Annotated in this window: 20 protein-coding genes; 10 read left to right on the forward strand and 10 right to left on the reverse strand. The window is 72.9% G+C overall.

Annotated elements, in window-relative coordinates:
- Positions 1-15 precede the first annotated feature (15 nt).
- Positions 16-489 carry a pyridoxamine 5'-phosphate oxidase family protein gene (locus tag NV263_RS07335; RefSeq protein ID WP_263251804.1) on the forward strand — a complete coding sequence of 158 codons (474 nt, stop codon included), beginning with the start codon at positions 16-18 and terminating at the stop codon, positions 487-489.
- A 125-nt stretch (positions 490-614) separates the two neighbouring features.
- Positions 615-2,003 carry a class II 3-deoxy-7-phosphoheptulonate synthase gene (locus NV263_RS07340; RefSeq protein ID WP_263251805.1) on the forward strand — a complete coding sequence of 463 codons (1,389 nt, stop codon included), beginning with the start codon at positions 615-617 and terminating at the stop codon, positions 2,001-2,003.
- Between the two features lie 58 nt (positions 2,004-2,061).
- On the opposite strand, the gene mptB is transcribed toward NV263_RS07340, so the two are convergent.
- The 3 genes from mptB to NV263_RS07355 form a co-directional block, all read right to left on the reverse strand.
- Positions 2,062-3,618: a polyprenol phosphomannose-dependent alpha 1,6 mannosyltransferase MptB gene (gene mptB / locus NV263_RS07345; RefSeq protein ID WP_263251806.1), complete on the reverse strand. Its 1,557-nt coding sequence runs from the start codon at positions 3,616-3,618 to the stop codon at positions 2,062-2,064.
- A 179-nt stretch (positions 3,619-3,797) separates the two neighbouring features.
- Positions 3,798-5,735 carry a Stk1 family PASTA domain-containing Ser/Thr kinase gene (gene pknB, locus NV263_RS07350; protein ID WP_263251807.1) on the reverse strand — a complete coding sequence of 646 codons (1,938 nt, stop codon included), beginning with the start codon at positions 5,733-5,735 and terminating at the stop codon, positions 3,798-3,800.
- Between the two features lie 37 nt (positions 5,736-5,772).
- Positions 5,773-5,913, reverse strand: a complete 141-nt coding sequence (locus tag NV263_RS07355; RefSeq protein WP_263251808.1) for a hypothetical protein — start codon at positions 5,911-5,913, stop codon at positions 5,773-5,775.
- Between the two features lie 123 nt (positions 5,914-6,036).
- Here NV263_RS07355 and NV263_RS07360 point away from each other — a divergent pair, with 123 nt between their 5' ends.
- Positions 6,037-6,402: an Rv2175c family DNA-binding protein gene (locus tag NV263_RS07360; protein ID WP_263251809.1), complete on the forward strand. Its 366-nt coding sequence runs from the start codon at positions 6,037-6,039 to the stop codon at positions 6,400-6,402.
- On the opposite strand, the gene crtI is transcribed toward NV263_RS07360, so the two are convergent.
- Positions 6,399-7,883 carry a phytoene desaturase family protein gene (crtI, locus tag NV263_RS07365; RefSeq protein ID WP_263251810.1) on the reverse strand — a complete coding sequence of 495 codons (1,485 nt, stop codon included), beginning with the start codon at positions 7,881-7,883 and terminating at the stop codon, positions 6,399-6,401. The genes NV263_RS07360 and crtI overlap by 4 nt on opposite strands.
- Positions 7,883-8,911, reverse strand: coding sequence for a polyprenyl synthetase family protein (locus NV263_RS07370; RefSeq protein ID WP_263254099.1), 1,029 nt, complete (start codon positions 8,909-8,911; stop codon positions 7,883-7,885). Before NV263_RS07370 ends, crtI begins: the two co-directional genes overlap by 1 nt.
- A 197-nt stretch (positions 8,912-9,108) precedes the next feature.
- Between NV263_RS07370 and NV263_RS07375 the strand changes: the two genes are divergently transcribed.
- Positions 9,109-9,978 carry a methylenetetrahydrofolate reductase gene (locus NV263_RS07375; protein ID WP_263251811.1) on the forward strand — a complete coding sequence of 290 codons (870 nt, stop codon included), beginning with the start codon at positions 9,109-9,111 and terminating at the stop codon, positions 9,976-9,978.
- A gap of 16 nt (positions 9,979-9,994) precedes the next feature.
- Here NV263_RS07375 and NV263_RS07380 read toward each other — a convergent pair whose 3' ends face one another.
- Positions 9,995-10,666, reverse strand: coding sequence for a DUF3153 domain-containing protein (locus tag NV263_RS07380; protein ID WP_263251812.1), 672 nt, complete (start codon positions 10,664-10,666; stop codon positions 9,995-9,997).
- Positions 10,667-10,753: 87 nt separating this feature from the next.
- On the opposite strand from NV263_RS07380, the gene NV263_RS07385 reads away from it, so the two are divergent.
- Positions 10,754-12,433, forward strand: a complete 1,680-nt coding sequence (locus NV263_RS07385) for a DUF885 domain-containing protein (protein WP_263251813.1) — start codon at positions 10,754-10,756, stop codon at positions 12,431-12,433.
- 22 nt (positions 12,434-12,455) lie between these two features.
- On the opposite strand, the gene NV263_RS07390 is transcribed toward NV263_RS07385, so the two are convergent.
- Positions 12,456-13,046, reverse strand: a complete 591-nt coding sequence (locus NV263_RS07390; protein WP_263251814.1) for a GNAT family N-acetyltransferase — start codon at positions 13,044-13,046, stop codon at positions 12,456-12,458.
- A 329-nt stretch (positions 13,047-13,375) separates the two neighbouring features.
- Between NV263_RS07390 and NV263_RS07395 the strand changes: the two genes are divergently transcribed.
- Positions 13,376-13,819 (forward strand): SAV_6107 family HEPN domain-containing protein, encoded by a 444-nt coding sequence (locus tag NV263_RS07395; protein ID WP_263251815.1) that lies wholly within the window; start codon positions 13,376-13,378, stop codon positions 13,817-13,819.
- A complete protein-coding gene (locus NV263_RS07400) occupies positions 13,816-14,586 on the forward strand; it encodes a maleylpyruvate isomerase N-terminal domain-containing protein (protein WP_263251816.1) in 771 nt (256 codons plus the stop codon). The genes NV263_RS07395 and NV263_RS07400 overlap by 4 nt, the downstream gene beginning before the upstream one ends.
- Positions 14,587-14,711: 125 nt before the next feature.
- Here the strand turns inward: NV263_RS07400 and NV263_RS07405 are convergent, their stop codons facing one another.
- Positions 14,712-19,298 carry an ATP-dependent helicase gene (locus NV263_RS07405; RefSeq protein ID WP_263251817.1) on the reverse strand — a complete coding sequence of 1,529 codons (4,587 nt, stop codon included), beginning with the start codon at positions 19,296-19,298 and terminating at the stop codon, positions 14,712-14,714.
- A gap of 175 nt (positions 19,299-19,473) precedes the next feature.
- Here NV263_RS07405 and NV263_RS07410 point away from each other — a divergent pair, with 175 nt between their 5' ends.
- A complete protein-coding gene (locus NV263_RS07410) occupies positions 19,474-21,267 on the forward strand; it encodes an Hsp70 family protein (RefSeq protein ID WP_263251818.1) in 1,794 nt (597 codons plus the stop codon).
- Here NV263_RS07410 and NV263_RS07415 read toward each other — a convergent pair whose 3' ends face one another.
- Positions 21,268-21,393 (reverse strand): hypothetical protein, encoded by a 126-nt coding sequence (locus tag NV263_RS07415; protein WP_263251819.1) that lies wholly within the window; start codon positions 21,391-21,393, stop codon positions 21,268-21,270. It lies immediately after the preceding gene.
- A gap of 37 nt (positions 21,394-21,430) precedes the next feature.
- Between NV263_RS07415 and NV263_RS07420 the strand changes: the two genes are divergently transcribed.
- Positions 21,431-21,625: a DUF3046 domain-containing protein gene (locus NV263_RS07420; RefSeq protein WP_263251820.1), complete on the forward strand. Its 195-nt coding sequence runs from the start codon at positions 21,431-21,433 to the stop codon at positions 21,623-21,625.
- 58 nt (positions 21,626-21,683) lie between these two features.
- Here the strand turns inward: NV263_RS07420 and NV263_RS07425 are convergent, their stop codons facing one another.
- Entirely contained in the window at positions 21,684-22,418 is a 735-nt protein-coding gene (locus NV263_RS07425) for a DUF4383 domain-containing protein (RefSeq protein ID WP_263251821.1), read from the reverse strand.
- Positions 22,419-22,653: 235 nt separating this feature from the next.
- Between NV263_RS07425 and recA the strand changes: the two genes are divergently transcribed.
- Entirely contained in the window at positions 22,654-23,694 is a 1,041-nt protein-coding gene (recA, locus tag NV263_RS07430; RefSeq protein WP_263251822.1) for a recombinase RecA, read from the forward strand.
- Position 23,695 lies beyond the last annotated feature (1 nt).

Consider the following 23,695-nt stretch of genomic DNA (forward strand, 5'->3'; position numbering starts at 1 on the left):
CAGCGAGGAGCTGGCATGTCGCGGCGCTCCCAGATCACCATGACCGACGACGAGGTCGTCGACTTCATCGCCGACCGGCGCACCGTGGTGCTCGCCACGGTCAAGGCCGACGGTCGCCCGCACCTGGTGCCGATGTGGTTCGTCCCCGACGGCAGCACGATCGAGGTGTGGTCCTACGCCCGGTCGCAGAAGACCGTGAACCTGCGCCGCGACCCGCGAGCGACGCTGCTGCTGGAGACCGGCACCGCCTACGACCAACTGCGCGGCGTCTCCCTGGAGTGCGACGTCGAGGTCATCGAGGACGTCGACGACGTGGTCCGCATCGGCACGGCGCTCGCCGAGCGCTACTCCGGCGCCTCGCCGAGCGACCTGGCGAACCCGGAGGCGACCGAGCTGCTGCGCAGGCGCGCGGCCAAGCGGGTCGGCCTGCGGTTCACCCCCACCCGCACCATCACCTGGGACCACCGCAAGCTCGGCGGCACCTACTGAGGGCCCGCGGCCGGACCCGCCGTGCGCGGCGGTGCCGGCTGAATCGAACCACGCACCGGCGATCCGCATCGTGGGACGAACGTCCCGGTGAAAACCGGTGGCGGGGGACGCCTATTCTGGACTGCGTGAACTGGACCGTCGACGTACCGGTAGATGAGCTCCCAGAACTGCCGCCGCTGCCCCCGGAGATGCGCGCTCGGCTCGACGACGCGCTGGCCCGCCCGGCCGCCCAGCAGCCGCGATGGCCGGACCAGGAGCAGGTGAAGAACGTCCGGAAGGTGCTGGAGAGCGTGCCGCCGGTCACGGTGCCGTCCGAGGTGGAGCGGCTGCGCGCCCACCTGGCCTCGGTCGCGCGCGGGGAGGCGTTCCTGCTGCAGGGCGGTGACTGCGCGGAGACCTTCGCCGACAACACCGAGCCGCACATCCGCGGCAACATCCGCACCCTGCTGCAGATGGCCGTGGTGCTCACCTACGGCGCGAGCATGCCGGTGCTCAAGGTGGGCCGGATCGCCGGGCAGTACGCCAAGCCGCGGTCCAGCGACACCGATGCGCTGGGGCTGCCGTCCTACCGCGGCGACATGATCAACTCGCTGGTGGCCACCGAGGACGCCCGCGCGCACGACCCGTCCCGGCTGATCCGCGCCTACGCCAACGCCAGCGCCACCATGAACCTCTCGCGGGCGCTGACCAGCGCGGGGATGGCCGCGCTGACCAAGGTGCACGACTGGAACAAGGACTTCGTGCTGAACTCCCCGGCGGGGGAGCGCTACGAGTCGGTGGCCGCCGAGATCGACCGCGGTCTGCGGTTCATGACGGCCTGCGGCGTCGACGACTCCAGCCTGCACTCGGTGGAGTTCTACTCCAGCCACGAGGCGCTGGTGCTCGACTACGAGCGGGCCATGCTGCGACTGGACACCACCGGCGACAAGCCGCGGCTGTTCGACCTGTCCGGGCACTTCCTGTGGATCGGGGAGCGGACCCGGCAACTCGACGGCGCGCACATCGCGTTCGCCGAGCTGATCTCCAACCCGATCGGCCTCAAGATCGGCCCGTCCACCACGCCCGAGCAGGCCGTGGAGTACGTGGAGCGATTGGACCCGCACAACGAGCCGGGCCGGTTGACGCTGATCAGCCGGATGGGCAACGGCAAGGTCCGGGACGTGCTGCCGCCGATCGTGGAGAAGGTCACCGCCTCCGGCCACCAGGTCATCTGGCAGTGCGACCCGATGCACGGCAACACCCACGAGTCCAGCACCGGCTACAAGACGCGGCACTTCGACCGGGTCGTGGACGAGGTGCAGGGCTTCTTCGAGGTGCACCACCGGCTCGGCACGCACCCGGGCGGCATGCACGTCGAGCTCACCGGTGAGGACGTCACCGAGTGCCTCGGCGGCGCCCAGGACATCTCCGACACCGACCTGTCGGGCCGCTACGAGACGGCCTGCGACCCGCGCCTGAACACCCAGCAGTCGCTGGAGCTGGCGTTCCTCGTCGCGGAGATGCTCCGCAGCTGACCCACCGCCGAGGGCCCGGAACCGGCGCGGTTCCGGGCCCTCGTGCTGTCCGGGAGTGCTAGCCGGCGCCGACCGGGACGCGGACGGGTTCGGCGGGTTCGGTGAGGCCGAGGGGGTCGAACCGCAGCAGCGACAGCCCGCTGAGCACGGCGGCGCCGATGCCGACCGCCACCAGCGGCCAGTTGTACATCGCCTGTTCGCCGTCGGGGTAGTAGGCCAGCACCAGCGCCACCGAGGACCCGACCACCCACGACAGCGCGCGCGGCGTCCACGGCAGCGCGCAGCCGAGCGCGACGCCCCAGGTCAGGTACCAGGGGAGCACGGTCGGCGAGAGCAGCGCACCGGCGCAGAGCACGATCGCGGCCCGGCGCAGCGCGTCGACGCCCCCGTGGCGCGCCTGCCACCACTGCCACGCGATGACCGCGGCGAGCACCAGCGAACCCACCGTCCGGCCCGCTTCGACGAACGGGGTGCGGTCGACGTCGACGAACATCGACACCAGGCTGTGCACCGCCTGCCCGAGGCCGGTGGGCGCGGACAGGTAGTTCACGATCATGCCCGGCGCCGACAGCGCGGGCAGCCAGCCCATGCCGACCTTGGCCGCCAGCATGCTGGCGCCGAAGGACACGCCGAACACGGCCACACCGGGCACGGCGGCCCGCAGGAACCGCTGCGGCAGCGTCCCGCTCAGCCGGGACGCCCACACCCACACCAGGAACGGCAGCACCAGCCCGGCGGTGGCCTTGACCGCCATCGCCAGCGACACCAGCGCGATCCCGGCCGCGTGCCTGCCGTCGAGCACCAGCAGCGTGCCGACCGCGAGCATGCCGATCATGAGCATGTCGTTGTGCGGGCCGCCGACGAGGTGGACCACGGTCATCGGGCTCGCCGCGACCAGCCACAGCGCCACCGGAAGTCGCCCGCCGAGGTGGCGGACGAGACCGGGGAGCGCGGCGATCAGCATCGCCAGGCCGATCAGCAGCACCAGCCGCATCACGATCACCCCGGCGATCACGTCGTCGCCGGTCACCAGCACCACGCCCTTGGCGATGCCGATGAACAGCGGTCCGTAGGGAGCCGGGGTGGTCTGCCAGGTCGGGTGCACGTTTTCGGTGATCGGGCCGGTGAGCAGACCGGGGCCGAACCGGTACGGGTCGAATCCGCGCAGCGCGAGCAGGCCCTGTCCCAGGTAGCTGTAGACGTCGCGGGTGAACATCGGCGCCGCGACGAGCATCGGCGCCAGCCACGCCGCGGCCGCCAGCAGCACGCCGCGGCTGCCGACCCGGTCCGCGAGCACGCCGCGCCCCAGCCGGATCCACGCCCACACCAGCAGGCCGAACCCGAGGTAGACGATCGCGGTCGCCAGGTCCTTGCCGTGCCCGTAGCGGATCACCGACAGCGGGCCCGAGTCGAGCACCGGGTCGTGGACCAGCGTGCCGGCCGCGCCGAACGAACCGATCAGCAGCAGGACGGAGCCGATCGCACCCAGTGCGACGGTGCGCAGGGGAAGCGGACCGCGCAGCGCGCGTCCGCCGGTGCTGAACCGCTCGGCCGCGGACTCACTGGTGCCTTCGGGCCAGTCGTGCGCCGACGCGGTGGGAACAGTCGGGGGCATCGTGTCCCCAATATTTCCACAACGCGGCCGCCGAACCGCTGTGACCAGCCCAGACCGTCGCGGGAGAGATCCACGAGCACCCGTCCGGGTGATCTTGGGGCCGGTGTTGTCGCAGGTGAACAGCAGCGGGCGAAAACGTTACACAACCACTCCGAGATCAGGATCACGCCTCGCGCGGCTCAGAAGGCCGTGACGTTCACCGCACTCCCGGCCTGCACCCGGCTGCCCGGCAGCGGCAGCTGACCGAAGATCATGGCGTTCGGCCGGTGGAAGATGTCCTGCACGTTCAGCGTCAGGCCGAGCGACGCCGCCTGCTGCTGCGCCTCCTCGACGGACTGGCCGCTGAAGTTCGGCACCGTCACCGCGTTGGACAGCACCACGCCGATCCGCGGCCGCCCGACCAGCCGGACCTCCGCGCCCCCGGCCGGGTCGGTGCCGATCACGTGGCCGCCGTCCACTCCGGAGTCGAACTGCTGCCCGGCCTCGTAGGGGTCGAACCCGGCCTGGCTGAGGATCGCGAACGCCTCGTCCCGGCTCGCGCCGGTCACGTCCGGCACCTTCACCGGCGGCGGTCCCTTGCTGACGATCAGCGTCACCGGGGCGCTGATGTCCAACCGGGTGCCGGGCGCGGGGTCGACGCCGATGATCCGGCCTTCCGGCACGCTCGTGTGGTACTGGTCGGCCGAGTCGTCGTGCTTGGGCTGCAGCTTGGCGTTGCGGATGGTGTTCTCCGCCTCGGCGAGGGGGGTGCCCGCCGCGATCTGCGGGACCTTCGGCTTGCCCAGCGAGACGACCAGGTCGATCTGCTTGCCGCTGAGCACCCGGGAGCCCTCCCGCGGCGAGGAGCTGACCACCACGCCTTCCGGAACGCTGTTGTTGTAGTCGCGGCTGACGCTCGCCGACAGCCCGGCCCCGCCGAGGGCCTGCTGCGCGGCGGCTTCCGGCTTGCCCACGACCCGCGGCACGTCCACGTAGCGGCCGGTGCCCAGCCAGTACGCGGCGCCGCCGATGAGCACGGCCAGCACCGCGACCACGGCCGTCCACAGCGCGACCCGCCGCCTGGCGCGCCGCCGGGGCGACGCCGCTGCGGGGGTGGCGACCGCGGCGAACTCCTGGGTGCGGTCGTCCGGCTCCACCGCCGGGCGCTGCATCGCCCGCGTCCCCTGCGGGCCCGCGGTCGTCGCGACCACGGCCGGGAACTGCTCGGTCGGCGGATCGTCGGCGTCGGACGGCGGTCCGGCAAGCTGCGCGGTGCGCTCGGCACCGGCCGGGACCGGGACCGGGACGGCGGAGATGCCGAGTTCGGTGCGCGCCGCGTGCAGCTCGGAGAGCATCGCGGCGGCGTCCTCCGGACGTGCCGCCGGGTCGCGACGGGTGGCCCGCAGCACCAGCTCGTCGATCTGGGCGGGCAGTTCCGGCAGCACCCCGCTCGGCGGCGGGACGTCGTCGTTGACGTGCCGGTAGGCGACCGACAGGGCGGTGTCGCCCACGTACGGCGGTTCGCCGGTGAGCATCTCGTAGAGCACGATCCCGGCGGCGTAGACGTCCGTGCGGGGATCGGCGGCACCCGTGGTGACCTGCTCCGGGGACAGGTAGGCGACGGTGCCGAGGATCACGCTGCCGGACGTCGTCCCGGCGGACGCGGCGGCTCGGACCAGGCCGAAGTCGGCGACCTTGACCGAACCGTCGGTGCCGATGAGCACGTTCTCCGGCTTGACGTCGCGGTGCACCATGCCCGCGCGGTGCGCGGCGGCCAGTGCCGACAGCATGGGCTCCAGCACGCTCAGCGCCAGCGGCAGCGGCAACCGGCCCCGGTCCTGGATGAGGTCGCGCAGCGTGCAGCCCTCGACCAGCTGCATCACCAGGAAGACGTGGTCGTCGTCCGCGCCGTGGTCGACCCCCTGGTCGTACACGGCGACGATGCTCGGGTGGTGCAGCCGGGCCGCGGACCGGGCCTCCCGTTCGAACCGGTCCACGAAGGACCGGTCGCCGGAGTACTGCGAGTCCATGACCTTGAGTGCGACCGGCCGCTCCAGCCGGGTGTCCAGACCGCGGTACACCGTGGACATGCCACCGCGCGCGAGCAGCGAGTCGACCCGGTAGCGGTTTTCGAGCATGGCTCCGACGAGGTTCGCGCCTCGTCCGGAGCGAGTCTCAGATGTCATCGTCCGCCAACCGCCGGGTGTCCGTGCCGACACGATTGTTGCAGGTGAGCCCCGGCACGCCGGGAACGGCTCCCGGCTGCGGGTGGCGCCGGTCGCCGACGTGCCGTGACCGGGATTCCGCCGTGGTCACGGTCGTCGATCGTATGCGTCGGGGGAGGGGTCCGTGGGGTCACCCGACAAGATCGTTTCGGTGGCCGACGTTAACCCATCCGGTGCAAAGCGTGGCGCACCGTCATGTGGCATCGTGTGCAGCGTGAGTGCGATCCCTGCCGCCCCGGATGTGCTCGCTCCCGATGTGGAGGTCATCCCGCTGCCGGACGTCGCCGAACGTCTCGGCCAGCCTGTCACCCGGGTGCACCAGCTGATCCGCGATGGACACCTGCTCGCGGTCCGCCGGGAGGGGGTGCTCGGCGTGCCGACCGCTTTCCTGACCGCCACCGCGGTCGTGAAGGGACTGCCCGGCACCATCACCCTGCTCAAGGACGCGGGCTACCACGACGACGAGATCCTGCGCTGGCTCTTCACGGCCGATGACACGTTGCCCGGCACGCCGATCGAGGCGCTGCGCGGGGACCGCGGCCGCGAGGTCAAGCGCCGCGCCCAGGCCATGGGCTTCTAGTTCCGCGAGGACACCGCGGCGCGTCCCGTGACGCGCTGGGCGGCGAGCTTGCCGGACAGCAGCACCGGCGGCACGCCGACGCCGGGAGTGGTTCCCGAGCCGGCCAGCACCGCGTTGGCCAGGCCACCGACCAGGTTGCGCGGTCGGAACGGACCGGTCTGGGAGAAGGTGTGCGCCGCGGAGAACGGGGTTCCCGCAGCGTGTCCCCGCGCGGCCCAGTCCGCGGGGGTGACCAGCTCGTGGACCTCGACCGACTCGGCGAAGCCGACGAAGCCGCGCCGCTCCAGCTCGCGCAGCAGTTCGTCCCGGTAGGCCGGGCCGACGCGCGCCCAGTCGACCGGACCGGTCCGCAGGTTCGGGCACGGCGCGAGCACGTAGTGCAGCTCCCGGCCCTCGGGGGCGAGCCCGGGATCGGTCGCGGTCGGCCGGGTGACCAGCAGCGACGGGTCGGTCATCAGCCGACCGTCGCGGATGATCTCGGTGAACGTGCGGTGCCACGCGGCGCCGAACGAGATCGTGTGGTGCGCGTCGTCCCAGGCCCGCGACGTGCCGGCGTGCAGCACGACCGCCGACGGCGACCAGCGCAGCCGACGGCGCGGCCGCCGCCCCAGCAGCCGGTGGACCACCGGCAGGTCGGGGGTGAGCACGACGGCGTCGGCGGGCACCCGCTCGTCGCGGGTGCGCACGGCCGTGATCCGGTCGCCGCGCCGTTCCAGGGCCGTCACCTCGGTCCCGTAGCGGAACTCGACGCCCGCGTCCGCCGCGGCCTCGGCCAGCGCGGTCGGCAGCGCGTGCATCCCGCCGTGCGGGAACCAGACGCCGTTGACGGTGTCCATGTAGGAGATGACCGCGTACAGGGCCAGCGCCCGTCGCGGGTCCAAGCCCGCGTACAACGCCTGGAACGAGAACACCCGGCGCAGCCGTTCGTCGCGCAGGAACCGGCCGATCGCCGGGCCGAGGCGGCCGAACCCGCCGAGCGCGGCGAGCCGGGCCAGCTCCGGCGAGACCAGGTCCAGCGGGGAGTCGAAGTTCGCGTCGATGAACCGGCGCATCTCCGCCCGGTACACCTCGGTGAGCCAGCGGCGCAGCCGCCGGTACCCGTCCGCCTCGGCCGGACCGGCGAACCGCCGCACCGCCTGCTCCATCGCCTCGGCGTCGGTGTGCACGTCCAGCGACGAACCGTCGGCGAAGCGCGCCCGGTAGGCGGGGTGCAGCGGCAGCAGGTCGAGGCGGTCGGCCAGCGAGTCGCCGACGGCTGCCAGGGCCTCGTCCACCAGCTCCGGCATGGTCAGCACGGTCGGACCGGTGTCGACGCGGTAGCCGCCCAGCTCGCGCAGACCGGCCCGCCCGCCGGGGTGGGACGCGCGTTCCAGCACGGTCACGCGGCGTCCGGCACCGGCCAGGTGCAGGGCGGCGGCCAGCCCCGCGAGCCCGGCGCCGACCACGACGACGTGATCGGTCGGGCCGGTGACGGCACGCATCAGCGGATGCGGTCGGTGACCGCGACCGCCAGCTCCGCCAGCCGCGTCGCGGCCGGCTCGGCGAGATCACCGGATTCCAGGGCGTGCATCGCCGAGGCGGTCAGCTCGGTGATCCGCTCCTCCACGGCGGCGACGGCGCCGAGCCGGGTCAGCACCTCCCGGGCGCGCTCCACCCGCGCCACGTCCAGGTCGGCATCGCCGAGCACGTCGGCCAACAGGTCCAGCGCGTGCCGGTCGTCCTGCTCGCGGGCGGCGGCGAACGCCTCGGCGATCAGCACGGTCCGCTTCCCCTCGCGCAGGTCGTCACCGGCCGGCTTGCCGGTCACCTCCGGGTCTCCGAACACCCCGAGCAGGTCGTCGCGCAGTTGGAAGGCGACGCCGATGTCCAGGCCGAACCGGTGCAGCGCGCGCAGCGCGTCCGGACCGGCCCCGGCCGCCTGCGCGCCGAACTCCAGCGGCCGCCGGACCGTGTAGGACGCCGACTTCAGCTCGCAGATCCGCAGCGCGGCCCGCGGCTCCTCGTCCCGGCGGACCTGGCCCAGCACATCCATGTACTGGCCGGCGAGCACCTCGGTGCGCATGGCCCGCCACGGGTGGAACGCGCGCCGCAGCGCTTCGGGGCTGAGACCGGCCTCGTGCACCATGTCGTCCGCCCAGGCCAGGGCCAGGTCGCCGAGCAGCACCGCGGCGGCCGAGCCGAAGTGCCCGGCGTCGCCGCGGTACCCGGCGGCGCGGTGGATCTGCTCGAACCGGCGGTGCACGGTCGGGTTGCCGCGGCGGGTGTCGGACTCGTCGATCAGGTCGTCGTGCACCAGCGCGCACGCCTGGAGCAGCTCCAACGCGCTGGCCGCCCGCAGCATCGCGGACGCCTCGGGCCCCGTCGCGGCTCCCCCGGCGGCGCGCCAGCCCCACCAGGCGAACGTGGGGCGGATGCGTTTGCCGCCGCCGAGCACGAACCCGGCGAGCTCCTCGACAGCCGCGGCGAACGCCGGGTCGAGATCGGCGGCCTCGCTCCGCCGGACCTGCATGTGTTCGGTCAGGATCCGCTGCACCTCAGCGGGGAGGTCGAGTTCCGCGGCGGGATCCTGCTCGGTGACCAAGTGTGATGCGGGCACACCACTAGTCTCCGCGATGTCGCGAACAGGTGAAGCGCGACCCCGCCGAATCGCTCCCAGTCGCTGGGCGGACTTCGGAGCGTAGCCGTCCCTTCCTTATTCTGGTCGCCATGACAGCGGTGGTGGATCGGTTGGACTCCGAGCGCACGCGGTTCTCGGTGGAGTTCTTCCCGCCGCGCAGCGACGACGAGGAACGCATCCTCTGGCGTGCGGTGCGCGAGCTGGAACCCCTCGACCCGGCGTTCGTGTCGGTGACTTACGGCGCGGGCGGGTCCAGCCGGGACCGCACCATCCGGACCACCGGGCGCATCGCGCAGGAGACGACGCTGACGCCGATGGCCCACCTGACCGCCGTCGACCACTCGGTGGCCGAGCTGCGCAACGTCATCGGCTGGTACGCCGCGTCCGGCGTGCGCAACGTGCTGGCGGTGCGCGGAGATCCGCCCGGCGACCCGAACGGCGAGTGGATCCAGCACCCGGAGGGGCTGCGCTACGCCGAGGAACTGGTGCGGCTGGTCAGCGAGCTCGGCGACTTCTGCGTCGGTGTGGCGGCGTTCCCGCACGGGCACCCGCGTTCGGCCGACCCGGACAGCGATGTCGACCACCTGGTGCGCAAGATCCGCGCCGGGGCGGGCTTCGCCATCGCCCAGCTGTTCCTGCAGCCGGAGGTGTTCCTGCGGCTGCGCGACCGGATGGCGGCGCGCGGCTGCGACGTGCCGCTGCTGCCGGGAGTGATGCCGATCACCACGCCGCGCGTGCTGGGGAAGTTCGGCGAGCTGGCCGGAGCTCCGGTGCCGTCCGAGGTGGAGGAGAAGCTGCTGCCGCTGGCCGAGGACCCGGCCGGCTTCCGCGCCGCGGGGGTGGAGCTGGTGACGCAGCTGTGCGAGCGGCTGATCGCCGAAGGCGTTCCGGCGCTGCACTTCTACACGCTGAACCGCTCGAAGGCCACCAAGGAGGTCGTGACCAACCTGGGGCTGTGATCCCCTGCCCCGGCGGTCAGATCCGCTGGTCCGCCCGGTTGCGGACGTGCGAGCGCAGCGCGAGCGCACCGACCGCGCCCGCCGCGCCGAACACCAGGACGCCCAGCAGGAGCGCCCACCCGACCCAGCTCATCGACGAGGCGTCGGAGTACTGGTAGGTCGCGACCAGCCTGGTCACCTCGCCGGGCTCCAGGTTCCAGGTGACCGTCCCGGCGCTCTCCTGGCCGTTGGTGTTGGTGATGTCGCCGGGAGCGCTCACCTTGACCTGCACGGCCGAGTCGGTGTTGGCCAGCGGTGTGAGGTCCACCTGGGCGTTGAGCGTGACCAGGGAACCGGAGCGGGACAGGTTCAGCTGGTAGCGCGACCCCGAGGGGCTGAGCGCCTGGCTGAGCCGTTCGACCTCCTGGAAGGACAGGTCCTGGAACGACAGGTGCGATCCGGACTGCCCGTCCGCGGAGTAGGGCGTGATCCGCACCCGGTCCGCGAGGTCATCGGGGGCCCGCAGCCGGAACGGCGCCTGCCCCTCCGGCGTCTGCGTGGTCACCAGCAGCTCGCCGGAGACCAGGTCGTCGCCGGAGATGTTCAACGACGAGTTCAGGTGCAGGCACCCGCCGAGGAGCGTGCTGATCGCGGCGAACACGACCAGCAGGAGCGCGCCGCGGGCCGGGCTTGGCGTCTTCCCCTCCACCTGGGGGATCTTCCCATCGGGGGGCCGGTTCTGCCGAGTGCGCGAGCACGCGGTCGGGGGCCGCGGAACCGCGATAGCGTGACGCTCATGGGAGCTGACCACAACGGGGTGCACGAGATCAGTGACCGGTTCGTGGACGAACTGGTCGCCCTCGATCCGATCGCGGGGACCTACCTGGGGATCCCCGGCGGCGACGACCAGCTGACCGACTACTCGCCGGAGGGCCACCAGGCCCGCGCCGACCTCGCGCGCCGGAGCCTCGCCGCGGTCCGCGCGGCCGAACCCGCCGACGAGTCCGAGCGGGTGGCGCAGGCGGTGTTCACCGAACGGATCGGGCTCGACGTCGAACTGCACGAGGCGGGCGCCGACATGGCGGCGCTGAACGTCATCGCCAGCCCGGTCCAGGAGTTGCGCCAGGTCTTCGACCTGATGCCGACCGACACGCCGGAGCACTGGCGCACGATCGCCCGGCGGCTCACCGCCATGCCGGAGGCGGTGCGGGGCCTGCGCGCCGGACTGCTCACCGCGGCCGGGGACGGCAACGTCGCGGCCGCCCGCCAGGTCCGCAAGGTCGCCGAGCAGTGCGACACCTGGTCGGGTCGCGGCGGCGAGTCGTTCTTCGCCGCGATGGTGTCGCGCGCCGAAGGCGTCGACGACGCGCTGCGCCGGGATCTCGACCGGGCGGCCGCCACCGCGGCCGGCGCGTACGCCGAGCTCGCCGACTTCCTGCGCGCCGACCTGCTGCCGAAGGCACCCGCCAAGGACGCCGTCGGTGCGGAGCGGTACCGGCTGTGGTCGCGGTACTTCACCGGCGCCCGGCTGGACCTGCGCGAGGCGTACGAGTGGGGCTGGCAGGAGTTCTCCGGCATCGAGGCGGAGATGAAGCAGGTCGCGGACCGCATCAAGTCGGGTGCGACGCTGGCCGAGGCCGCGGCGGCGCTGGACGCCGACCCGCGCTACCGGGTGCACGGTCAGGACGAGTTCCGCGACTGGATGCAGCAGCTGTCCGACCAGGCGTTGCAGGACCTGCGCGGGACCCACTTCGACATCCCGGACCCGCTGATGCGGTTGGAGTGCCGGATCGCCCCGCCCGGCGGCGGGGTGGGCGCCTACTACACCGGTCCGACCGACGACTTCGCCCGGCCGGGCCGCATGTGGTGGTCGGTCCCGGCGGACAAGACCGATTTCCCCACCTGGCGCGAGGTCTCGACCGTCTACCACGAGGGCGTGCCCGGACACCACCTGCAGGTCGCCACGTCCGTGCACGAGTCGCACCGGCTCAACAAGTTCCAGCGCCTGGCGTGCTTCGTGTCCGGGCACGGCGAGGGCTGGGCGCTGTACGCGGAGCGGCTGATGCGCGAGCTCGGCTACCTCTCCGACGACGGGAACCTGCTCGGCATGCTCAACGACCAGCTGTTCCGCGCCGCCCGCGTGGTGGTCGACATCGGCATGCACCTGGAGCTCGAAATCCCCGCAGGCACCGGGTTCCACGAAGGCGAGCGCTGGACGCCCGAACTGGGCCTGGAGTTCATGCTCGACCGCACGATCACCGATGCCGCGCACGTCCGCGACGAGATCGACCGCTACCTGGGCTGGCCCGGGCAGGCGCCGTCGTACAAGCTCGGCGAGCGCCTGTGGCGCGCCGCGCGCGACGACGCCCGCCGCCGCCACGGTGCGGACTTCGACGTCAAGGACTTCCACACCAAGGCCCTGCGCCTGGGCGCGATGGGCCTGGACACCCTCCGCGAGCAGCTCGCGGAGCTCTGATCGCGGGTGGCTCCCGCGGCGGTCAGCGACCTCCGCGGGAGCTGCGCGGGTCGAGGGGCAGGGGGCGGCCGAGGACCGCGAACGGGCGGGGGTCGCCGGTGAAGCGGTAGTTGCGCAGGACGTCGGTGAAACCGACGCGGCGGTACAGCCGCCACGCGCGGGTCGGGCCTTCCGGGGTGGACAGCAGCACGTTGCTGCCCGGGACGTCGGCGAGCAGGCGGCGCAGCACCTCCTCGCCGAGACCGGAACCCTGGTGGGCGGGATGCACGTGCAACTCGGTGAGCTCGTAGTAGTCCGACAGCCAGGTTTCCGGGTCCGCGGAACCGACCAGTTGCAGGCCGCGGCGGACCTGCTCGTGCCACCACTGGCCGGGGGCGCCCTGGTAGCCGTACCCGATGCCGACGAGTTCGTCCCGGTCGTTGAACGCCCCGATGCAGCGCCAGCCCGCCCGCAGCACGTGCGCGGACCACATGGGCGCGCGCTGCTGGGCGGTCGCGGGCGGGTAGCCCATCGCGTCGACGTAGATCTGCAGTGCTTCGGCGAGGCGTGTCCGGAACTGGTCCGCGGACAGCTCGGCGATCCGGTCACAGCGGGGAGACGGAGCGGCGGTCACGGCCGAACACTAACCGGTTCGCGGGCCCGGGTCTGCGTCGCGGCCGGAACACCAGCGCAATGGCCGTCATCCCGCTCGCCGACTACTCGAACAGGTGATCTAGGGCGCGGGACTTGAGTCGATCGCCCGGGCAGCGCTAATCTGGTTGTGTTCGAACTGAGGTTCGAGCGTCTGGGGTGATTGCCTGTGATCACCCGGAACGGCCGCTCGACACCTGGATTCGGACCCGCGTCCGGCGGCGGGGTGGGGGAAGCACCTCGCCGCCGGACTCCGCCGGCTTCCCCACGGCACCGCCCACGTTCCGGTCCCCCGTGCAGAGGAGAACGCCGATGTCCGTTCCCACCGGTCTTTCCATCCCGGCTCAGCGGCACTCCGCGGAGGACCTCACGGCGACTCCGCCGGCCGAGGCCCCCGCCGGTTCCGTGTCCCTGCTGCTCCAGGCCAGAACGTGCCTGCACGAGGCCGAAACGGCCGCGCGGCCCGTCGACCGCTTCGCGTCCGCGCACGTGGCCGCGCTGCGGGCCGCCACCGCCGTGCTCGTGGCGCGTTCCCGGCACCGGCAGCGCGGCAGGCCGGCCAGCGTGTGGACGCTGTTGACCGCGGCGGCCCCCGAACTGCGGGAGTGGGCCGCGCTGTTCGCCGCGCACTCCGATCGCCGCGCGGCGGCCGAGGCGGGGGTCCCCGTGGCCGAGGAGGTCGCCGACGCCCTGCTCGACCGCGCGCGGGAGTTCCTCGACATCGTCGGCCGGAGCCTGCTGGGGGTGGCGCGATGATGACGGACGTCGCGCTCGACTACGGGCGGATGCTCGACGTGCTCGGCATCGAAGCGCAGTTGCTCATCGCCGCCACCCACGACGCGCACGCCGATCTGCCGGTGTCCGGTGTTTCCGGGCGCACGGTGGGCCAGACCGTTCAGCACCTGGGCGATCTGTGCGAGGACACCCTGTCGTGGCTCGGCGAGTCCGATGTGGCGGGACGTCGCTGGGAACTCCCGCCGAACCCGGGGCTGCGCGAGGTCACCAACCGCTTCGCGGTCCGGATGGCCGACGTGCTCGCCGAACTCGGTGTCCGGCCGCCGGACGAACCGTGCCCGACGTGGTGGCCCGAGGACCACACGTCGAGGTTCTGGGCCCGCCGGATGCTGCACGCGACCACGCTGCACCGGGTCGACGTGCAGACCGCGGCCGGGATCGAGGCCGCTCCGATCGACACCGACGTCGCCGCTGACGGCATCGACGAGGCGTTGCGCGTGTGGTTCGGCTACCGGCTGCGCGCGCTGGGCGTCACCGCGACGCGCTCCTGTTCGGTTGGGGTGCACGCGGCGGGGCGGAGCTGGCTGGTGACGGCCGACCCGTCCGGTGCCGCCGTGGTCGGCTCGACCGAAGCGGGCACCGCGACACCGGACGCGGTGGTCGGTGGCGAGGCCGCGGCTGTCCACCTGTGGCTGCGGGGACGGTTGCCGGACCGCGCGGTCGAGACGTCCGGCGACCCGGACGCGATCGCACAGCTGTGGGGACTGCTGCAACTGGCGACCCGGTGAACCCGTCCTCGAACTCGTGGTGCGTGGCGGTGGCGAACCGCGGAGGGGATGCCGACGGTTGCTCCGCTCGGCTGCGGCCGTCGCGCCGCTGGAGGAGGTGATGCCCGGTGCGAGGACGCGACCGCTCAGGCCCGGAGCCGAAGCCCCTTGGGAGTGGCGCGGAAACCGGCTTCGGTGAGCACCTCCGCGAGGCGGGAGTTCCAGGCGCCTTCGCCGTCGGCGCGCTGCACCGCGAGCTGGTCCAGCCAGCCGTCCCGCACGACGCGGGCCAGTCCGGCTGCGGCCCGCCGCAGGGCGGTGTCGTCCTCGGTGAACGACAGCAGCGATTTGCCGCCCCGCTCCACGTAGAACACCGCTTCGCCGGAGACGAGGACGACGAGCGCGCCGGCCTTGCGGCCCGGACGGTGCCGCGTGTCGCCCATGACGGCGGGCCATTCCAGGGCGCCGCCGTACGGCTGGGCCGGATCAGCGGCGGCGAGCACGACCGCCTCGTCCTCGGCGCCCTCGTCGGCGCGGTCCTGGCGGGACAGCGCGCGGAGCCGGTCGATCGCGCCGGGCACTGCGAACTGCGCGGCGCCGAGCCCCTCGACGACGTACCCGCGGCGGCACCGGCCGGACTCCTCCATCGCGCGAAGCACCTTGTACACGGCCGAAAAACCGCCCGTGACCCGTTCGACGTCCAAGGCGCCCCGGGTCAGCACGCCGTGGCGTTCCAGGAACGCCTCGGCGCGAGCGTGGGCGCGCCGCGTCGGCTCGTCCGCGGGCTGCGGGGCCAGCGACCAGCGGCCGGACGTGGTGGGCGGTCCGCTGCGGCTCGGCATCGCCGGTCGTCCCGCCCGCAGGCGCGCGTAGCGCCCGCGGGGCGCACTGCGGCGCGGCTTGTGCGTCGCGCCGCGGCCGGACACCACGGCGCGCAGCGGAGCGAGCGTGTCGTTGGTGACCGCGCCCGCCCACACGAGGTCCCACAGCGCGGTGGTGAGCGCCTCGTCGGTCGGCGCCGGTTCGCCGCCGTCCAGCAGCACGGCGCCGGCGCGGTCGGCCAGCTGCCGGAAGAACAGCGCGCCACCGTCCAATGCGGACAGCACGGCGCGGTGCACCGGGGAGTCGGTGCCGGACTCCTCCGGCAGGTCGGGCAGCAGCAGGTCGGCGACGTCGGTGGGGGCCAGCGCGACCCAGCCGTCACCACCGGCCAGCGACCCGGAACCGACCCAGCTGACCTCGCCCGTCGCGGTGAGCTCGTCCAGCAGCGCGGGCGAGTACCCGGGCAGCCGCGCGGGCAGGACCAGCGACTCCAGCCCGCTCGCCGGGACCGGGACTCCGGCGAGCTGTTCGACGACCGCGTACACGTCGTCCACGGTCGGCGCGGTGCGCAGCCGGGCTCCGATCCCGTGCCACGCGGGCAGGAACCGGCCCAGCGCGGCCGGTTCCACCGGTTCCACCTCGGCGCGCAGCCGCGCCAGCGAGGCCCGGCGCAGCCGCCGCAGGACCTCCGCGTCGCAGTACTCCAGCGCCCCGCCGCCCCCGGCTTCCAGCGGACGCAGCTCGCCGCGCACGAGTCGCCCCGTCCCGGCCAGCCGGTCGAGCACGCCGTGCACCACCGCGACCCCGAGGCCGAACCGGTGCGCCGCCTGCTCGGCGGTGAACGGGCCGCGGCTGCGCGCGTAGCGGATCAGCAGGTCGCCGAGCGGATCCGGCACCGGCTCGGTGAACGCCTCCGGGACGCCGACCGGCAGCGCGACACCGAGGGCGTCCCGCACCTTGCCGGCGTCCTCGATCGGGATCCACCGTTCGGCTCCGGCGATGCGCACCCGCAGCACCCGGCGCTGGGACTCCAGGTCCGCCAACCACTCCTCGCGCGCGCCGCGCTCGGCAGCTTCCGATGTGGACAGATCGCCGAGGAAGTGCAGCAGGTCCGCTGCGGACTCGACGTCGTGCGCGCGGCGGTCCGGGGTGAGCCGCTGCAGCCGCTGCTCGACCTCGGTGACCACCTCCGGTTCGAGCAGTTCCCGCAGGGCCTCCGAGCCGAGCAGTTCCGCCAGCAGCGTCGAATCCAGGCTCAGCGCCGCCGAACGCCGCTCGGCCAGCGGGGCGTCCGTCTCGTACAGGAACATGCCGATGTAGCCGAACAGCAGGCTCCGCGCGAACGGCGACGGCGTCTGCGTCTCGACTTCCACCACCCGCACCTTGCGGGCAGCCACCTGCGACATCAGCTCGGTGAGCCCGGGCAGGTCGTAGACGTCCTGGAGGCATTCGCGCATCGCCTCCAGCACGATCGGGAACTGCTCGTACTGCGCCGCGACGGCCAGCAGCTGCGCCGCCCGCTGCCGTTGCTGCCACAGCGGCGTGCGGCGCCGCGGGTCCCGGCGCGGCAGCAGCAGGGCCCGCGCCGCGCACTCCCGGAACCGGGCCGCGAACAGCGCGGACCCGCCGACCTCGTCGGTCACCAGCTGCTGCACCTCCTCGGGCGGCAGCAGCACGTCCTCGGCGGTGGGCAGCACCTCGGCGCCCGCGTCGTCGAGCGCGTCGGCCAGGCGCAGCACGATGCCGTCGTCGGAGGACGCGGTCTGCGGTTCGACACCGCGCCGCTCGCGGATGCGAGCGGCGATCGCCAGCGCCCACGGGCCGTTCACCTTGGCGCCGAACGGCGAGTGCACGACCATCCGCCAGTCGCCCAGCTCGTCGCGGAAGCGCTCCACCACGACGGTGCGGTCGTTCGGCACGTGCCGGGTGGCCCGCCGCTGTTCATCCAAATAGGACAGAAGATTGTCCTGGGCCCACTCGTCGAGCCCGGCCGCCGCGATGCGCGCCCGCGCCGCCTCGGTGTCCGCGCTGGTCAGTTCCCGCACGAAAGCGCCCAGCGCGCGGCCCAGCTCCAGCGGGCGGCCGGGCGAGTCGCCGCGCCAGAACGGCATCCGCGCGGCCTCTCCCGGCGCGGGCACCACCACGACCCGGTCGTGGGTGATGTCCTCCACCCGCCACGCCGTCGTGCCGAGCAGGAACGTGTCACCCACCCGCGATTCGTAGACCATCTCCTCGTCGAGTTCGCCGACGCGGACCCCGCCCTTGCCCGCGGCGTCCTCGCCCGGGGTGGTCACGGTGAACAGGCCGCGGTCCGGGATGGTGCCGCCGGAGGTGACCGCCAGCCGCTGCGCCCCGGGGCGGGCGCGCAGCTCGTCGTTCACCCGGTCCCACACGATCCGAGCGCGCAGTTCCCCGAATTCCTCGCTGGGATAGCGTCCCGCCAGCATGTCCAGCACGGCGTGCAGCGCCGAGTCCGGCAGCCCGGCGAACGGCGCGCAGCGGCGCACGACCGCCGCCAACCGCGGCACCGACCAGGCGTCCATCGACACCATCGACACCACGTGCTGCGCCAGCACGTCGAGCGGGTTGCGCGGGAACGAGATCGACTCGATCAGCCCGTCGGCCATCCGTTCCGAGACCACCGCGCAGCCCACCAGGTCCCCGCGGAACTTCGGGAACACCACGCCGCGCGACACCGCGCCGACCTGGTGCCCGCCGCGGCCGATGCGCTGCAACCCGGACGCCACGGTCGGCGGTGTCTCCACCTGCACCACGAGGTCGACCGCGCCCATGTCGATGCCCAGCTCCAGCGAGGAAGTGGCCACGACGCACGGCAGCCGCCCCGACTTGAGCTCCTCCTCGACGGTGGCCCGCTGCTCCTTCGACATCGACCCGTGGTGCGCTCGGGCCACCACCGGCGGCGCGCCCGTGGTGATCCCGGAACCACCGACCGCCTCGGCGGGGAAGCGGGTCATCGGCTCGGTGTCCTCGGCGGCGAGTTCGTTGATCCCGGAGGTGAGCCGCTCGGCCAACCGGCGCGAGTTGGCGAACACGATGGTGGAGCGGTGCTGGCGGATCAGTTCCAGGACCCGCTCCTGCACGGACGGCCAGATCGAGGTGTGCTGCCCGGCGCCCGCGGCCGGGCCCTCGACCTCTCCGGTCGACGCGCCGAGCTCGGACATGTCCGGAACCGGCACCTCGACGCGGACCTCGACCTCCTTGGGATGCTCGGGCTGGACGACGCGCACCGGTCGTCCACCGGCCAGGAACGTGCTCACCTCCTGCACCGGGCGCACGGTCGCGGACAGGCCGACGCGCTGGGTCGGGCGCGGCAGCAGCTCGTCCAACCGCTCCAGGGACAGGGCCAGGTGCGCGCCCCGCTTGGTGCCCGCCACCGCGTGCACCTCGTCGACGATCACCGTCTCGACCCCGCGCAGCGCTTCCCGGGCCGCCGAGGTGAGCAGCAGGAACAGCGACTCGGGCGTGGTGACCAGCACGTCCGGCGGTGTCCGGGCGAACGATCGCCGCTGGTCGGCGGGGGTGTCGCCGGTGCGGATGCCGACCTGCACGTCCGGCGGGACCTCGCCGAGCCGCTGCGCGGCCTGCCGGATCCCGGCCAGCGGGGCGCGCAGGTTGCGCTCCACGTCGACGGCCAGCGCCTTCAGCGGCGAGACGTAGAGCACCCGGCAGCGTTCCTTCGGCTCGGCGGGCGGGCCTTCCGCGGACAGCCGGTCGAGCGCGGACAGGAACGCCGCGAGCGTCTTGCCCGAGCCCGTGGGGGCGACGACGAGTGCGTGCTCGCCCGCCGCGATCGCCTCCCAGGCGCCCCGCTGGGCCTCGGTGGGCGCGGCGAACGCTCCGCGGAACCAGTCGCGGGTCGCGTGGGAGAAGACGTCCAGCACGTCGGTCATGCCTCCATGGTGGGCCACCGCCCCGACACCACGCCCCGCTCCGGCCGGGAGCGGGCGGCGAAGCGGCTCGCGGGATCGGAACCCGGCGGGGCCGAATCCGGGGATCGCCCCGTTCCAGGGCACCGGACGTGGCAGCATCCCTTCCTGGAAAAGACGACTCCGGGGAGGGAATCGGGTGCGCGTCCTGTCGGTGGATCTCGGCACCTCGAACACCGTCGCCGTGCTGTCCGCGCACGGGAGACCACCGCGGGTGGTGGAGGTGGACGGTTCGGCGACGATGCCTTCGGCGGTGTTCGCCACCGAGGACGGCGGGCTCATCGTCGGCCGGGACGCCGAACGCCGCGCCCGGTTGGATCCGTCGCGCTTCGAACCGAATCCCAAGCGCCGCGTCGACGAGGGCACGCTGCTGCTCGGCGACAGCATCGTCACCGTCACCGACGCGTTGGCCGCCGTCCTGCACCGCGTCGCGGAGGAGACGTCGCGGCAGCTCGGCGGCACCCAGCCCGACGAGGTGCGGTTGACGCACCCGGCGCAGTGGGGCTCGGTGCGGTGCAACGTGCTGCTCTCGGCGGCGCGGCTCGCCGGTTTCACCGGCAATCTGGTGCTCGTGCCCGAACCCGTCGCCGCGGCCGCGCACTTCGCGTCGTTCCCGGACCGCGCGCTGGCGCCCGGACAGGCGCTCGCCGTCTACGACCTGGGCGCGGGCACCTTCGATTGCGCGATCGTCGCAGCGACGCAGAACGGCTTCGCCGTGCTCGCCGAGGACGGGCTGCCCGACCTCGGCGGGCTCGACGTCGACCAGGCCCTGCTGGAGCACGTGGGGCGGCAGGTCTCCAACTCCGACCCGCAGCGCTGGCAACGCCTGCTGCGACCGGAGACCACCCCGGACCGGCGCGCCCAGCGGGCGCTGCGGGAGGACGTCAAGGCCGCCAAGGAAGCCCTGTCCAGGCATCCGCAGACCGACGTCCCGATGCCCGAGCCGTTCGCGGACGTGCTGGTGACCAGGGCCGAGCTGGAGGCGCTGGTGCGGCCGAGCATGCTGCGCAGCGTCGAACTGCTCTCGTCGGTGGTGCGCTCCAACGGCATCGCTCCGGACGGTCTCGCCGGCGTCTACCTGGTCGGTGGTTCCAGCCGCCTGCCGCTGGTGGCCTCGCTGATCTCCGAGCAGCTGCGGATCGTGCCGACCACGCTCGACCAGCCGGAGACGGCGGTCGCGCTCGGCGCGCACCACGTGCCGCGCGACGGGGCCGGCATGCGCACCCAGGACCTGGCGGGTGGGGTGCCGCGTCCGCCCGCGTCCGGGTACCGGGAACCGGACACGGTCCGGCACATCCCGGTGCCCGCCTTCCCGGTGCCGCAACCGGCCCCGCAACCGGCACCGCCTGCCGCGTCGAACTCCCTCCGCAACCTGCTGCTCGGCCTGGGCGCGGTCGCGTTCGTCGCGGTGCTGGTCGCCGTGGTGGCGATCGTGGCGACCTCGGGCGGGGGATCGGCGACCGCCGCGGAGTGCGGACGGCCGACCACCGAGGACGCCAGGGGTTTCACGCCGTGCCTGCGCGACCTGGCGGGCGGCGTGCCGGACCAGGCCAACTGCGCGCCCGGCTGGCAGCGGATCCTGCCGGGACTGCGCGAGCTCGACGGCACGGTGGTGTCCTGCTCGATCGGCAACCCGAACGAGGGCACCCAGATCGTCTACACCGAACTGCCTTCGAAGCAGGAGGCCGACCGGCGGGCCGATCTGCTGCTCGGGTTCAACGGGATCACCAGCGACCAGGTGCAGGCCGAGTGGACCGGCAACGGCCTGTCCGGCTCCTACCGCGCGGTCACCAGCGACACGTTCGGCACGGTGGTCTTCACCGTCGACGACCGCCCGCTGGTCGGCCTGCTGCTGCGCCCGAACAACGGGCGGCTGACACCGGGCGCGATGGCCGACGAGTTCGAGCGGACCGTCCAACCCGGCCGGAGCTGATCAGCGCTTGCGCTGGTCCCACAGGAACCGGACGGCCACGACGATCACCACCAGCAGACCGGCGGCGATGACGAGCTTGCCCAGCGGGGTGGACAGGTTCGTCGGATCGTTCGCGAGCAGGAGCACACCACCAGCATACGAGCGCCACGTAGGGTGGGAACCGATGCGCCACACCGTCTTCCGCCGCCGGATGGCCGAGGAGTTCGGCCGGGTTCGGGCCGAGATGCTGTCCCAGGACCACGTCATGTCCTCGCTCGGCGGTCGCACCGCCGACGAGGCCCTGGAGGCGGGCGTCCCGCCCAAGGAGGTCTGGGAGGCGGTCTGCGACGCCTTCGAGGTGCCCAGGGAGCGGCGCTAGGGAGCGTTTCGGAAGTGCTTTGCGCGGCGGTGCCGTCGCGCCGCGTGCTCCGCAGCGATCAGCGCGGCGGGGTGGTGGGTTCCTCCCGGGAGAAGTCCGCCCACAGGTTCTGGGCGCTGATCTGCTCGGACGAAGTGCGGCCCGACTCGACGTAGTGCTGGTAGGCCCGGCGGCGTTCGGCCTGCAGCTGCCGCCACGCCTCGGCGCGCACCATCCGCTCCTGCTGCGGTGTGGCGTGCCCTTCGGCGCAGGCGACCTCGGCCTCGGCCAGCGGGGTGAGTTCGGCGATCCGCCGCTCGTCGGCCTGGCGCTGCTCGGGCACACCGGCCGGCGGCTCGCGGTGCCGGTACCGGACGTACGGGTTGTCCTGCGGCAGTCCGCCGCTGACGCGTCCGTAGAAGCCGAGGAACATCAGCAGCAGCCCGGCGACGAAGCTGAAGACCACGTTCTCCAGCTTGAAGGCCAGCAGGTTCCACGGGGTGTTCAGCAGTCCGATGTTGACCAGTCCGGACAGGAAGAACAGGACACCGATCACGGCGGTCGTGGTGGACGCCACGGCGCCGCCCCAGGCGGCCACGGCGACCAGCAGGGCGCCGACGACGATCGAGATCACCGCGAGCAGGCCGTTGCTGGACAGCCCGACGATGTCGGTGCCGTGCGTGGTGAACAGCGGAACCCGGTTGGCGATGCCGAGCACGCCGAAGGCCATCAGGAAGGCCCCGAAGATCGCCGCCCCGACTCGGTAAATCCTGCTCAGCGGGTGGTCCGGCGGCAGGTAGCGGTCCATCCTCATGATCGACACCTCCTGACGAGCGCCGGTGGTGTCGAGTCTCCACGCCCGCGGACCGAACGCAATGTCACTCGAATGTGTGAGACTTCCGGCGTGTCCGACCGGTGATCGAACAGGCGTTCGTCTAGGATGGTGGCGCGACGGGTGATCGCGGGACCCCTCAGGTGGATTGTCGGTCCCTGCCCGTAGCGTCGGAGCTGAACACGACGAAGTTCGACTTGACCGAGGTGGACCCCCGATGGCAGCGACACCGGACAAGGGCAAGGCGCTGGAGCTCGCGCTCGCCCAGATCGACAAGCAGTACGGCAAAGGGTCGGTCATGCGGCTCGGCGACGAGACCCGCGCGCCGATCGAGGTCATCCCGACCGGGTCCATCTCGCTGGACGTGGCGCTGGGCATCGGCGGTCTGCCGCGCGGCCGCATCGTGGAGGTCTACGGCCCGGAGAGCAGCGGCAAGACCTCGGTCGCGCTGCACGCCGTGGCCAACGCGCAGAAGCAGGGCGGCACCGCGGCGTTCATCGACGCCGAGCACGCGCTGGACCCGGAGTACGCCAAGGCGATCGGCGTGGACACCGACGCGCTGCTGGTGTCCCAGCCGGACACCGGTGAGCAGGCGCTGGAGATCGCCGACATGCTGATCCGCTCCGGCGCGCTGGACATCATCGTCATCGACTCGGTGGCCGCGCTGGTGCCGCGCGCCGAGATCGAGGGCGAGATGGGTGACAGCCACGTGGGGCTGCAGGCCCGGCTGATGAGCCAGGCGCTGCGCAAGCTGACCTCCGCGCTCTACAACGCCAAGACCACCGCGATCTTCATCAACCAGCTGCGCGAGAAGGTCGGCGTCATGTTCGGCTCGCCCGAGACCACCACCGGTGGCAAGGCGCTGAAGTTCTACTCCTCGGTGCGGTTGGACGTGCGGCGGATCGAGACGCTCAAGGACGGTTCCGACGCGGTCGGCAACCGGACCCGCGTCAAGATCGTCAAGAACAAGGTGGCTCCGCCGTTCAAGCAGGCCGAGTTCGACATCATCTACGGCGTCGGGATCAGCCGCGAGGGTTCGCTGATCGACATGGGCGTCGAGCAGGGCATCATCCGCAAGTCCGGGGCCTGGTACACCTACGAGGGCGACCAGCTCGGGCAGGGCAAGGAGAACGCCCGCAAGTTCATGCGGGAGAACCCGGACGTCGCCAACGAGATCGAGAAGCGGATCAAGGAGAAGCTCGGCATCGGTGCGACCCTCGACGCCGAGGAGTCGGACCCCGCCCCGGTCGACTTCTGAG

This window comes from Saccharopolyspora rosea, from assembly GCF_025643595.1.
Taxonomy (GTDB): Bacteria; Actinomycetota; Actinomycetes; order Mycobacteriales; family Pseudonocardiaceae; genus Saccharopolyspora; species Saccharopolyspora rosea.

Bases quoted from the DNA above. Each gene is read 5' to 3' on its own strand.
- NV263_RS07335 (WP_263251804.1), top strand. From the start codon at position 16: ATGTCGCGGCGCTCCCAGATCACCATGACCGACGACGAGGTCGTCGAC.
- mptB (WP_263251806.1), bottom strand. From the start codon at position 3,618: ATGCCCCCGACTGTTCCCACCGCGTCGGCGCACGACTGGCCCGAAGGC.
- pknB (WP_263251807.1), bottom strand. From the start codon at position 5,735: ATGCTCGAAAACCGCTACCGGGTCGACTCGCTGCTCGCGCGCGGTGGC.
- crtI (WP_263251810.1), bottom strand. From the start codon at position 7,883: ATGCGTGCCGTCACCGGCCCGACCGATCACGTCGTCGTGGTCGGCGCC.
- NV263_RS07370 (WP_263254099.1), bottom strand. From the start codon at position 8,911: ATGCAGGTCCGGCGGAGCGAGGCCGCCGATCTCGACCCGGCGTTCGCC.
- NV263_RS07375 (WP_263251811.1), top strand. From the start codon at position 9,109: ATGACAGCGGTGGTGGATCGGTTGGACTCCGAGCGCACGCGGTTCTCG.
- NV263_RS07385 (WP_263251813.1), top strand. From the start codon at position 10,754: ATGGGAGCTGACCACAACGGGGTGCACGAGATCAGTGACCGGTTCGTG.
- NV263_RS07395 (WP_263251815.1), top strand. From the start codon at position 13,376: ATGTCCGTTCCCACCGGTCTTTCCATCCCGGCTCAGCGGCACTCCGCG.
- NV263_RS07400 (WP_263251816.1), top strand. From the start codon at position 13,816: ATGATGACGGACGTCGCGCTCGACTACGGGCGGATGCTCGACGTGCTC.
- NV263_RS07405 (WP_263251817.1), bottom strand. From the start codon at position 19,298: ATGACCGACGTGCTGGACGTCTTCTCCCACGCGACCCGCGACTGGTTC.
- NV263_RS07420 (WP_263251820.1), top strand. From the start codon at position 21,431: ATGCGCCACACCGTCTTCCGCCGCCGGATGGCCGAGGAGTTCGGCCGG.
- NV263_RS07425 (WP_263251821.1), bottom strand. From the start codon at position 22,418: ATGAGGATGGACCGCTACCTGCCGCCGGACCACCCGCTGAGCAGGATT.
- recA (WP_263251822.1), top strand. From the start codon at position 22,654: ATGGCAGCGACACCGGACAAGGGCAAGGCGCTGGAGCTCGCGCTCGCC.